We start from the raw sequence: 12,042 nt of genomic DNA, 5'->3' as shown, positions 1-12,042 counted from the left end.
TTCTATGGATCTGCACAAGGTAGCTGCAGCGCACGCGGCGACTCTTCCCCTGAGCACCAAAGAGTTTCCTTTCGGACCCGAGCACGAAGTGTACAAAGTGCGGGGCAAGGTATTTTTGCTGCTCACGATACTAAATGATGAGCCGATTATCACGCTGAAATCAGACCCCGAGATTGGCGCTTCACTACGCAGTGGCTTCCCCACCATCCAGGCTGGATATCACATGAACAAAGTGCACTGGCTGAGCATTAGCGATGGTGAACGGATCACGAAAGACTTCATCGAAGGTCTCGTGGAAGAGTCCTATGAACTGGTAATTTCCACCTTGCCGAAGTATAAAAGGCCTTAACTTGGTTGCTTGCGGGTGGCAAGATGGGTGATATGAAAATTACCCGCCACATCCATGCATGCGTTGAGATCTCACAGGGAAACGATCGAATCATTATTGATCCCGGTACTTTTGGCGCCCCAGATTTATGTGGCGCGACCATCCTGGTCACCCACAATCATGCCGATCACGTTGATCCCGAGTTGCTCAAGCCCGGCATGACGATTTACGCGCCTCGATCAGTAGCACATTCAATTCCAGTAGAATGCCACATCGTGGAACACGGCCGAAACTTTACCGTTGGGTCCCTATCCGTTGAGGTTCTTGGTTCTGAACATGCGATGCTCACCCATTCCATGCCGATCGCGGAAAACGTTGGATACTTAATCAACGGCCGAGTGCTCCACCCCGGCGATACCTTCCAACCCATTAAAGATGTCGAACTCGCCCTGGTTCCTGTCAACGGCCCCTGGGTGAAAATGCTGGATGTGGAAGGCTATTTGAAGAAATTTCCACCAAAGCGTTTCATCGGCATTCACGATGGCATTGTTAATGATCGCGGTTTGGCGATCAACAAGAAGTTCTTAACGCATCTTGGTGAAACCTATGGCTCGGAATACTCGCCGCTTGAAGAGGGAGAGTCGTTGGAAATTTAGATTCTTGGTTTAGATTCTTGGTTTAGATTCTGATCATTGTTACGCCGAGGATGATCACCACGAGCCCGAGAAGCTGCGCGATGTGAATGTGGCGGCGCGGGCTGCCAAGGATTCCAAAAGCGTCGATCATCAGGCTGGCCAACATCATGCCCAGCAACATAACCACCACGGTAACACCAGTGCCAATGATCGGTCCCAGGTAAGCAGTACTGAAAATAACAGTCGCGCCGATGACGCCACCGATCCACATCCACCATGGGTTTTTCTTCCCAGCGCCGTTGATTCCACGCCACTTGGTTCGGGTGACCAACAGCAGAATAAACAGCGCGGTGGTGCCAACAGCGAAAGACACCAGTGCTGACTCAATGGGGGATCCTAGGACAGTTCCCAAGTAACCATTGACTGCAACCTGGGTTGCTTGGCACATGCCCATCACCACTCCGAAGAGGCGCCACAACCAAATGGAGGCACCTTGGGATTGGGTCTGTCCGATGTTTTTCTTAGAGAACACTCCCACTGCGGCCAGCGATCCAACAAGTACCGCAGCAGCACCCAATACTCTGAACAGGGTTAACGGTGCTTGAGGCGAATGTGCCAGGCCAGTTGTATCGATAATTAGGCCCATGATGATCTGTCCGGAGATGGGCAAAATAACGGTCTGCACGCTGCCGACTCGGGGAAACAGCAAAATGTTTCCCGTCAGCAGCACAACACCCAACATGCCACCGGTGAAAATCCACCACGGTTGGCCAGTTGTATTTCCTAGAGCAGGATACGGGTGCCCACTGGTGATCCACGTTGCAACCAGGAGTGAAAAAGTTCCTACCAAAAAGGAAATAAAAGACGCCAGCAGTGGTGCTCCCACGGACTGACGCAATCTATTATTCACCGAAGTTTGGAAAGGCATGATGGCACCGGCCACCACCCCGAATAGCACTGCAAGCATGAGGTTTTCGCTTTCCTATACAGGTTATATAAGAGCTTAAAACAAGACTCCCGACATATTAGACCTGTACGGGTTGAAGCGAAACACTTCCCTTAGAGTCAAAGTGACTGTAAGATAGCTCAACAGTTAAAGTCAGATTGACCCTAAGGTGGTTTCTTGCCCGCTTCACCTGAAATCCAGATGGCCGTATCCACGATCATCTTCGCGCTGCGCCCCGGCCCCCAGGATCTCCCCAGCCTGTGGGCCCCCTTCGTTCCGCGCACCCGCGAACCACATTTAAATAAATGGGCACTGCCCGGCGGTTGGCTGCCACCACATGAAGAACTTGAAGATGCTGCTGCCCGCACACTCGCAGAAACCACCGGCCTGCACCCCAGCTATCTAGAACAGCTCTACACTTTCGGAAAAGTCGACCGCTCCCCAACCGGACGCGTGATCTCTGTGGTGTATTGGGCACTTGTCCGAGCCGATGAAGCGTTGAAAGCCATCCCAGGAGAAAACGTCCAGTGGTTTCCCGCCGATCATCTCCCTGAGCTGGCATTTGACCACAATAACATCGTCAAATATGCACTAGAACGACTTCGCACCAAGGTGGAATACTCCGAAATCGCCCACTCCTTCCTCGGAGAAACCTTCACCATCGCCCAGCTTCGATCCGTGCATGAGGCAGTCCTTGGACACAAACTCGATGCCGCCAACTTCCGAAGATCCGTGGCCACCTCGCCCGATCTGATCGACACCGGCGAAGTGCTTGCGGGAACACCGCACCGCCCACCCAAACTGTTCAGATTCCAAAGATAAATTCTGACGCTCATTCCAGCCCACCGTTTAGAAGAAAAGACCCCAATCATGACCACCTCAATCACCCCATCTGTCAACCTTGCATTGAAAAATGCCAATAGCTGCAACAGTGAACTCAAAGACGGACCCTGGTTCCTCGACCAGCCCGGAATGCCGGATGTCTACGGCCCCGGCGCGTCACAAAACGATCCGATCCCTGCGCATGCTCCGCGCCAGCAGGTTCTCCCCGAGGAGTACCAGCGCGCAAGTGATGACGAACTGCATCGTAGGATCCGGGAAGCGAAAGACACCCTGGGTGACAAAGTGGTTATCCTAGGACACTTCTACCAGCGCGATGAAGTTATCCAACACGCAGATTTTGTTGGTGACTCTTTCCAACTTGCCCGCGCTGCCAAAACCCGACCCGAGGCGGAAGCGATTGTGTTCTGCGGTGTGCACTTCATGGCTGAAACCGCTGATCTGTTATCCACGGATGAACAATCAGTGATCCTCCCCAACCTTGCCGCAGGTTGCTCCATGGCAGACATGGCTGACCTTGATTCCGTCGAAGACTGCTGGGAGCAACTCACCTCAATTTATGGCGATGACACCCTGATCCCTGTGACCTACATGAATTCCTCTGCAGCGCTCAAAGGTTTCGTGGGTGAGCACGGCGGAATTGTATGCACCTCCTCAAATGCACGTTCCGTATTGGAGTGGGCGTTTGAACGCGGCCAACGAGTCCTGTTCTTCCCCGATCAGCACTTGGGTCGAAACACCGCGAAAGCCATGGGCATTGGGATCGATCAAATGCCCCTGTGGAATCCCAACAAACCACTGGGTGGCAACACCGTTTCCGAGCTAGAAAACGCAAAGGTACTGCTCTGGCATGGTTTCTGCTCTGTACACAAGCGCTTTACTGTCGAGCAGATCAACAAAGCCCGCGCCGAGTACCCCGACGTTCACGTCATCGTGCACCCTGAATCCCCCATGCCAGTTGTTGACGCCGCCGACTCATCCGGATCCACTGACTTCATTGTGAAAGCCATTCAAGCAGCACCGGCAGGATCTACCTTTGCGATCGGCACCGAAATCAACTTGGTTCAGCGCCTGGCAGCCCAGTACCCGCAGCACACCATCTTCTGCCTCGACCCTGTCATCTGCCCATGCTCCACCATGTATCGCATTCACCCTGGTTACCTGGCCTGGGCACTTGAGGAGTTGGTGGCTGGAAACGTGATTAACCAGATTTCTGTCTCTGAATCCGTGGCGGCACCGGCGCGAGTCGCTTTGGAAAGGATGCTATCTGTTGTTCCAGCAGCTCCTGTTACTCCTAGCTCCTCGAAGGATGCGTAATTTATGACTACCCATATTGACCGCATCGTTGGCGCAGCGTTATCCGAGGATGCGCCATGGGGCGACATTACCTCCGACACTTTTATCCCAGGATCGGCGCAGCTGAGCGCCAAGGTTGTTGCCCGGGAGCCAGGTGTGTTCAGCGGGCAGGCGCTTTTCGACGCCTCCTTCCGGCTCGTCGATCCTAGGATAAACGCATCCCTTAAGGTGGCTGATGGTGACAGCTTTGAAACCGGGGACATCCTAGGAACAATTACCGGCAGTGCTAGAAGCATCCTCCGTTCAGAGCGCATTGCTCTCAACTTCATTCAGAGGACGTCCGGCATCGCTACATTGACATCGTGCTATGTTGCAGAGGTTAAAGGCACCAAAGCCCGCATTGTTGATACCCGGAAAACCACACCCGGCCTGCGCATCATTGAACGCCAAGCTGTCCGTGACGGTGGCGGATTTAATCACCGAGCCACCTTGTCCGATGCTGTCATGGTGAAAGATAACCATCTCGCAGCCATCGCATCCCAGGGGCTCAGCATCACTGAAGCGCTGTCGAATATGAAAGCTAAACTCCCCCACACCACCCATGTGGAAGTCGAAGTTGATCATATAGAGCAGATCGAACCAGTTCTTGCTGCTGGTGTGGACACCATCATGTTGGATAATTTCACCATTGATCAGCTCATCGAAGGCGTTGATCTCATTGGTGGACGTGCACTGGTGGAAGCATCTGGCGGAGTCAACCTCAACACCGCGGGAAAGATTGCATCAACCGGTGTCGACGTCATTTCCGTTGGAGCGCTTACCCATTCTGTGCATGCACTTGACCTAGGACTCGATATTTTCTAATGCTCTACCTTGATAATGCAGCCACCACCAGTGTGCGCAATGAAGCACTTGAGGCCATGTGGCCTTATCTCACCGGAGCGTTTGGCAATCCGTCAAGTCCCCATGAGGTGGGAAGACTCGCCTCTGCGGGGCTGGAGGATGCTCGAACTCGGGTGGCCCGCATTATCGGAGGACGCCCCACACAGGTGACGTTTACGTCGGGTGGATCAGAAGCCAACAACCTCGCTATCAAAGGAGCGTGCTTAGCTAATCCTCGTGGCCGGCACCTCATCACCACCCCGATCGAGCATGACAGTGTCCTAGAAACTGCTGCTTATCTTGAAAGGTTTCATGATTTCGAGATCACCTACCTATCCCCCGATCACACTGGGCTGATCTCCCCGGAGGGTCTCCGCAAAGCAGTCAGGCCGGACACCACATTGATCAGCATTGGTTATGCCAACAATGAGGTGGGAACCATTCAGCCGATAGCTGAGTTGGCGGCGGTAAGCAGTACGCCTTTTCACACCGATGCAGTGCAAGCTGCACATTTAACCTTTGACTTGGGAGTTGACGCGTTAAGTTTGTCGGGTCATAAATTCGGTGCGCCTAAAGGGATTGGAGTGTTATGGTCAAAGCTTCCCCTGGAGCCGGTAATCCATGGCGGCGGCCAGGAAAAAGGGCGGCGTAGTGGCACGGAAAACGTTGCGGGGGCTATCGCCTTTGCCACTGCCTTGGAATTGGCCAGGGCGGAATCCTATCCAGATCTTGGCGAATTCATCGAGGAAGTTCTCACTATCCCGGGAGCACACCTGACTGGACATCCTAGGATGCGCATTGATGGACACGCATCTTTTCTCTTCGACAGCATAGGATCTGAAACTGTTCTTCTGGAATTGGAACGCCAAGGCATTGTGTGCTCCCCTGGTTCTGCCTGTGGTTCCGGAGAGGTATCCCATGTGTTGCTGGCGTTGGGGCTTGAGGAGGATCAAGCACGAACGGCTGTGCGCTGTACTTTTAGTACAACACACAGCCGTGAAGATGCGCTCGTGGCAGCCTCTGCTCTTAAATCCGCGGTCGCCTTAATCAGAGGGTGACGCTAGTCAGAGGTTTACGGGCTCTTCCTGTTTTAGAGTGCATTGATCTTATGGACCAACTGCCCTGAATGGATAAGGCACCGCAGAATGTAGTGGTTCAAATTACGGAAACCTAGAGCAATCCCACGCAAATGCTCCAACCGTCCGTTGATCGCTTCGACCGGACCGTTGGAGACACCAACATCGAAATACGCCAACACATCACCAAGTCGTTTAAACAAACTACGACCCAACTGCGCGAGTTCCTTATTCGGCCCCTTCAACACCCGAAGCTGATCAATAATGGTCCGCATTTTCTTCTTCGCTTCACGCTTATTACCCATCTGATAACAATCAATAATCGCCTGATACGCAAGCCACGCAAGCTTTAACGCCCCGTAGTCTTTGTCATACGCCCACAACTGCTCCAAGCTTTCTTGCTGACGAGGACTCAACCACTTGTGCGTGGTCAACAAGGTCTTCCGGTTTTTATACAACGGATCCTGGCTTAAACCACGACGCTGGTATTTCTCCCGCTGGAGGCGTTGCCGGCAGGCGGTGAGCTTGTCACCAGCAAGCCGCACAACATGGAATGGATCCATCACGCGACGAGCAGAAGGAATGAGTTCTTTACTTGCTGTGGCGTAGCCTTGGAATCCATCCATGGACACGATCCGTATCTGATTGCGGAACTGTTCACCGCGGGAGCCAAGCCAGGACCGTAAAGCATCAGCACTACGACCTGGGACGACATCTAATAACCGGGCAGGACACCGTGAGTCATACCGATGCCCGGTCATATCGACAATCACGGTGACAAACCCATCACCATGCTTAGCCCTATTATGTGACCACTTATGCTCATCCACCCCAATGACATACACTCCATCAAGATGGTGAGGATCGTTATAGACCAGCTCACGGCACATATCGAGGGCTAGTTGGCAGGTTAAATCCCACCCTAGCCCAAGTGCTTTCGCGGTTGCGTGAACACTCATCCGGTCAATAGCAAGGCGTTGTAAAATCCAGCGGGTGACCCGGTGGGTGACCTTTTTACCGTGGTCAGCGCAGCTTAGTTCTGCTTGGAAATACTTTTGCTTACATGTGGGGTTGGTGCAGCGGTAGCGAGGTAGACGGATAAACAGTTTGGTGGGAAACCCGACGATGGGTAAATCAATGAGCATCCGGTGGGTGTGATGACGAAACACCCCAGGTTGGGAGCATTCTGGGCAGGTGGAGGTGTAGTCGAGTGCGTCTGCTTCGATCAGGGTGTAATCACCTGCATCGGAAGCGCCGGTGATGGTGAGTCCTAGTTCCGCAGTGCGGCAGATGGTGTCAGCGATGATGTTGCCGGTAGACTTCATGGGTAGAGCCTTTTGTTGGTGTTTGGTTAGCTTAGATACCTAAACCTTAACCCTGACAAAAGGCTCGTTTATTTTCGGGTCTACACCGCTAGCCCAGGTTCTGTGATGTACCCCAAAACCGGAAGGGCCGGTTTACGCTGATCGGGAGGGAAAGCTGAAAGAACTAGCTAACTAAAGCGACAGGCTCTGGGTGTTTAACAAAGCCATTCTTAGCTCGATCGGTGCGAGCGTGTGTGAACAGGTAGAAGATTCCGGCAATCACACCCACACCTGCCAGTGCTGCATACATAGGTCCGAAACCAATTGCCGCAGAAACTGCTCCCAGGATAATAGGTCCAAAGCCAAAACCTAAGTCCACAAACAGGAACAAAGTGGAGAAGGCCGTACCGAATTCGGTTTTGTCTACTACACCAACAGCGATGGACTGCACTGCTGGCATCAAAGTGCCGTATCCCAGACCTGCAATGACTCCGGACAACACAACGTGCCAGTTGGAAGTGGCAAAGGACAAAATCGTCAAGGAAATAACGAAGAAGAACAATCCAAAGTAAATAACGACGTTGTCTCCGCGACGGTCCTGCAGTTTGCCAAGGAAGCTGCGCATCACAAACATTGATACTGCGTAGGCAATGAAGAACAATCCAGCACCCGTAATCAGATCGCGTTCTTCAGCAAATGCGTTGATGTAGGCAATGACGCCAGAGTAAGCAAAGCAAATAAGCAAGATAAAGATGCCGATGGGGATGATCTTTGGGTTCATAATAGATTTGAAGCTGAACTTGGCTGGTTCCCCAGAAGGCTCAGGGTCGCTGGTCTTAAAGTACATGAACACGACGGCGATCAAAGAGATGACCGAGGTTGCCAAGACCACGATAAACAGCATGTCGTAATCAAATGTTCCTAGGACAAAAAGTGCTAGGGCTGGTCCAAGTGCTGCAGAAACGGTAGTGCCCAATGCCAGGTAACCAGTACCTTCGGAACGTCGTGACGCTGGAATGAGCTCCTGGACCATTGCCATGATCGCGGTGGCAGCAAAAGCGTATCCAACACCGTGGAGGAACCTGTTTGCGTATAGCAATGGCAATGATTCGATGGGAAGGTACAAGGCACACGCAATGGTAGTGACTAGGACTGAGATGAGCACAATCTTGCGTCGACCAAAACGGTCAATAATATAGCCGGAGAAAAACCTGGAAAAGACTGCGCCGATAACAATTGAGCTGGATGCGAAGCCAGCTTCTACTTCAGAGGCTTGAAATTCCTTGATGGCGTACAAAGCCATGGTGGTGATGAGGAAGTAGAACACCAGGAACTGGAAAAGGTTGGCAAACCATCCCATGACAAACGTTGGTGTAAAAAGTTTCCCTTCTTCAGCTACGGACACTGTTCTCCTTTAAATCGAAATTATTGCATCATGCAATTTTGTTATGAACACAAACTACCACGTTTATTGCATCATGCAACACCCTTGCTAGGATATAAAATACTCTATGAGTCCAGACGTTTTTAAAGGGAGCGAATTACCATAGTGTCTACAGATCCAGAAGAGTTCGACCAAGCTGAAACCCTCGATCAACTCGCGTATGAGATCATCCTGCTCACCCGGTATGGTGTCCAAAACACACCGACCAACAAGCGCGAAGCCATCATGGATCGCAGCGCCCTCATCTTGCTCACCCGCCTTGACGCTCAAGGACCTATGACAGTTAATGAGCTAGCTGAAAGCTTTGGACTTAACGTTTCTACCGTGCACCGCCAACTCAAAGCAGCCATTGCCAATGGCTTAATTGAAGTCGTCGATGATCAAGCATGCCCCGCTAAACTTCATCGTCCAACTGAGTTGGGTAAAGAAAAACTGCAGCAGGAGCTTCTTGCCCGCCAGCAGGATCTCACCCGCATTCTTCATGATTGGGATGAGGAAGACATTAAAACGCATGCCAAGCTATTGCGGAAGCACAATGAAAGCTTGGAAGAATACCTCGATATGAAGTGGCCCCGCCCCTAAGTGCCCATAAACGCACCTCTAAAACCATATCCACAGAATTTATTTCTGTGGATCACTTCCCCACTTCACAGCCTAATGATATAAAAGATCTAGCATTAAAGGCCCCAATACAAGAGGCCTTAATAAATTTTAAGCAAAGGGGATTGTGATGACTGCTGTACCAACGACTCTTGCAGCGATTTTAGCCCTTTCAGCTTTAACCATCGCCGCCGCTGGCGCAAGTTGCCCTAAAGCTCCTTAAAAGGGTTTAGGCCTTCTTTACAACACTGGACTTGAGTCGCATTTGACCAAATCCAGGGACCTTAGCGTCGATGTCGTGGCCGTCAACTGGCTCTTCAAGAAGACGAATTCCGCTGACTTTGGTGCCAATCTTGATGGCACCGCCACCCTTGACTTTGAGGCTCTTCACAATCGATACGGAATCGCCATCATTGAGGATATTTCCCACAGAGTCTTTGATGACAGTCGCGGTTTCTTCCGCTACTTCACCTTCGACCCATTCGTGGGCACACATTGGGCAGACCAGAACGCCGCCGTTTTCGTAGGTATATTCACTGCTGCACTCAGGGCAGGGAGCTAATTGATCAGACATATTCAGCAGATTCTAGCCGATGTCCCTGGTAACAGCACTAAAACCACCAATTCTGTTAGCCTGCGAGCATGACCTCCATTAAAGCAACCCGCACCAGCCCAAACACTTACACTGTGGTTAATGATTTCGGAGCCGAACTTAAAGTCAGCGCGCCGGGAGTTCCTGGGACGTTTTCCCCGGGTGAATTATTGCAGGCCGCTGTTGTTGGCTGCGCTTCTTTGTCGGCAGAGGCTCAGCTCGCGCACCAGTTGGGCCAGGATTTCACTGCGAGCGCGACTGTCGAATCCACGGAGACCACAGGGCTGATCACTGATCTGCTGTACACGTTGCAAGTTGATATGGCAGGCCTCGATCAGCAGGCGCAGGACAAACTTATTGCCAGCGCCGCGAAGAAAATTGATCGCCTGTGTTCTGTGAAGCGATCAATTCACCATGGCATCAATACGGAAACGGTTATAGCTCCCTAACTTCGCCAGCCTCGACATGCCAACGACGATTGGTCTGCACAGCGTCCAACATGCGACGATCGTGCGTGACCAGCAGCAACACACCATCATACGAGGCCAACGCTTGCTCCAATTGCTCGATGGCCTCCAGGTCAAGGTGGTTGGTGGGCTCATCAAGAACAAGCACGTTGACGCCCCGCACCTGTAGCAGCGCAAGTCCGGCGCGCGTGCGCTCGCCAGGAGATAGCTTTTCGACGTCCCGTTCCACATGATTATCATTCAGCCCAAATTTCGCGAGCAGTGTGCGCACCTCACTGATCGGTAAGTCTGGAACATGCTTTTCAAACGCAGAAATCAGTGGCAACTGTGGATCAAGTAACGCTCGTGCCTGATCGATTTCTCCGATCGCCACGCTCGTGCCCATCGTGGCAGTACCGCTGGTGGGTTCTTGGTTTCCCAATAGTCCGCGCAGCAATGTGGATTTACCAGCACCGTTGGGTCCTGTGATGCCAATGCGATCGCCAGCATTTACTTGGATGGATACTGGTCCCAAGGTGAAATCGCCTTGGGTGAAGCTTGCATCATTCAACGTGGAAACAACAGAACTTGACCGCGACGCCTTACCGACGCTGAACTGCAGTTTCCATTCTTTACGTGGCTCTTCAACTTCTTCTAACCGAGCGATGCGGCTTTCCATCTGGCGGACTTTTTGAGCCTGCTTTTCACTGGATTCCGCAGCGGCTTTCTTCCGAAGTTTGTCGTTGTCAGGTGCACGTTTAATAGCATTGCGGACACCGTGACTAGACCATTCACGCTGCGTTCGAGCACGTGCCACAAGGTCCTTCTTCTTTTCCGCAAATTCCTCATATTGGTCACGGGCGTGCTGGCGTAGCACTGCGCGTTCCTCAAGGTAGGAATCATATCCACCGCCATAAACATGGTGGGAATTTTGGTGCAGATCGAGTTCCAGCACAGTGGTCACACACCTGGAAAGAAACTCACGATCATGGCTGACCAGTACGACTCCCCCGCGAAGCCCCTGAACAAAATTCTCCAGTTGCTCAAGACCGTCGAGATCCAAATCGTTGGTGGGCTCGTCGAGAAGCACAATGTCAAAACGTGACAACAGTAACGCCGCCAGCCCGACCCGGGCTGCCTGCCCGCCTGAAAGTCCTTCCATCAGCGTCGAGGTGGGAAGCTCAAAGCCCAAATCAGCGAGCACGATGGGGATGCGTTCATCCAAATCGGCTGCGCCACTGGCCATCCACCGATCCAGCGCCTCGGCGTATGCATCGGCCAAGGCAGCGTTGTCTGGATCCGCACCAAACGCTTCGGCGGTGTCATCCATGGCAGTTGTTGCAGCTTGGCAGCCGGTTCGACGAGCAATGTAAACTGCGATCGTCTCTCCAGACGTGCGGGTGTGTTCCTGTGGCAAGTAGCCCACAAAAGCATCGGCTGGCGAAAGCGCGATAGTTCCAGCCAGTGGCTTTTCCACGCCCGCCAGAATTTTTAGAAATGTGGATTTACCAGCGCCATTGACGCCGACAACGCCCACGACATCGCCGGCAGCTACGGTGAGATTCACATCGTTAAATAATGTGCGGTGCCCATAGCCGCCTGCAAGGCCATTCACCACAAGTGTTTCGGTCATGTCTCCATTGTGGCACTAGG

The 12,042-nt window shown here is 52.4% G+C and carries 13 protein-coding genes; 8 read left to right on the top strand and 5 right to left on the bottom strand.

What is annotated here, in order from left to right; genetic code table 11:
* Window positions 1-4 precede the first annotated feature (4 nt).
* Complete coding sequence (locus CGL_RS05350) at window positions 5-349, top strand: MmcQ/YjbR family DNA-binding protein (RefSeq protein WP_011014100.1); 345 nt, start codon at window positions 5-7, stop codon at window positions 347-349.
* Between the two features lie 32 nt (window positions 350-381).
* Window positions 382-984, top strand: a complete 603-nt coding sequence (locus tag CGL_RS05345; protein ID WP_020948551.1) for an MBL fold metallo-hydrolase — start codon at window positions 382-384, stop codon at window positions 982-984.
* Window positions 985-1,006: 22 nt separating this feature from the next.
* Here CGL_RS05345 and CGL_RS05340 read toward each other — a convergent pair whose 3' ends face one another.
* Window positions 1,007-1,930 (bottom strand): DMT family transporter, encoded by a 924-nt coding sequence (locus tag CGL_RS05340; RefSeq protein ID WP_011014098.1) that lies wholly within the window; start codon window positions 1,928-1,930, stop codon window positions 1,007-1,009.
* 156 nt (window positions 1,931-2,086) lie between these two features.
* Between CGL_RS05340 and CGL_RS05335 the strand changes: the two genes are divergently transcribed.
* The 4 genes from CGL_RS05335 to CGL_RS05320 are packed head-to-tail and all read left to right on the top strand — an operon-like array spanning window position 2,087 to window position 5,985.
* A complete protein-coding gene (locus CGL_RS05335) occupies window positions 2,087-2,731 on the top strand; it encodes an NUDIX hydrolase (protein ID WP_011014097.1) in 645 nt (214 codons plus the stop codon).
* Window positions 2,732-2,779: 48 nt separating this feature from the next.
* Entirely contained in the window at window positions 2,780-4,066 is a 1,287-nt protein-coding gene (gene nadA / locus CGL_RS05330; RefSeq protein WP_011014096.1) for a quinolinate synthase NadA, read from the top strand.
* 3 nt (window positions 4,067-4,069) lie between these two features.
* Entirely contained in the window at window positions 4,070-4,909 is an 840-nt protein-coding gene (gene nadC, locus CGL_RS05325) for a carboxylating nicotinate-nucleotide diphosphorylase (RefSeq protein ID WP_011014095.1), read from the top strand.
* Complete coding sequence (locus CGL_RS05320; protein ID WP_011014094.1) at window positions 4,909-5,985, top strand: cysteine desulfurase family protein; 1,077 nt, start codon at window positions 4,909-4,911, stop codon at window positions 5,983-5,985. Before nadC ends, CGL_RS05320 begins: the two co-directional genes overlap by 1 nt.
* 32 nt (window positions 5,986-6,017) lie before the next feature.
* Here the strand turns inward: CGL_RS05320 and CGL_RS05315 are convergent, their stop codons facing one another.
* Together CGL_RS05315 and CGL_RS05310 are read right to left on the bottom strand one after the other, a co-directional pair.
* The gene (locus CGL_RS05315; RefSeq protein WP_011014093.1) at window positions 6,018-7,328 is read right to left on the bottom strand and encodes an ISL3-like element IS31831 family transposase; all 1,311 of its coding nucleotides are present in this window, start codon (window positions 7,326-7,328) and stop codon (window positions 6,018-6,020) included.
* Window positions 7,329-7,491: 163 nt separating this feature from the next.
* Complete coding sequence (locus CGL_RS05310) at window positions 7,492-8,712, bottom strand: MFS transporter (protein ID WP_011014092.1); 1,221 nt, start codon at window positions 8,710-8,712, stop codon at window positions 7,492-7,494.
* Window positions 8,713-8,856: 144 nt separating this feature from the next.
* On the opposite strand from CGL_RS05310, the gene CGL_RS05305 reads away from it, so the two are divergent.
* Entirely contained in the window at window positions 8,857-9,333 is a 477-nt protein-coding gene (locus CGL_RS05305) for a MarR family winged helix-turn-helix transcriptional regulator (RefSeq protein WP_011014091.1), read from the top strand.
* 247 nt (window positions 9,334-9,580) lie between these two features.
* Here CGL_RS05305 and CGL_RS05300 read toward each other — a convergent pair whose 3' ends face one another.
* Complete coding sequence (locus tag CGL_RS05300) at window positions 9,581-9,925, bottom strand: zinc ribbon domain-containing protein YjdM (protein ID WP_003856918.1); 345 nt, start codon at window positions 9,923-9,925, stop codon at window positions 9,581-9,583.
* A 68-nt stretch (window positions 9,926-9,993) separates the two neighbouring features.
* On the opposite strand from CGL_RS05300, the gene CGL_RS05295 reads away from it, so the two are divergent.
* Window positions 9,994-10,392 (top strand): OsmC family protein, encoded by a 399-nt coding sequence (locus CGL_RS05295; protein WP_011014090.1) that lies wholly within the window; start codon window positions 9,994-9,996, stop codon window positions 10,390-10,392.
* Here the strand turns inward: CGL_RS05295 and abc-f are convergent.
* The gene (gene abc-f, locus CGL_RS05290) at window positions 10,379-12,022 is read right to left on the bottom strand and encodes a ribosomal protection-like ABC-F family protein (RefSeq protein ID WP_011014089.1); all 1,644 of its coding nucleotides are present in this window, start codon (window positions 12,020-12,022) and stop codon (window positions 10,379-10,381) included. The two genes, CGL_RS05295 and abc-f, sit on opposite strands and share 14 nt — an antisense overlap.
* Window positions 12,023-12,042 lie beyond the last annotated feature (20 nt).

It is taken from the genome of Corynebacterium glutamicum ATCC 13032 (assembly GCF_000011325.1).
Lineage (GTDB): Bacteria > Actinomycetota > Actinomycetes > Mycobacteriales > Mycobacteriaceae > Corynebacterium > Corynebacterium glutamicum.
Note: the sequence above shows the minus strand (reverse complement) of the source record. Positions and strands in the feature narration are given on the sequence as shown.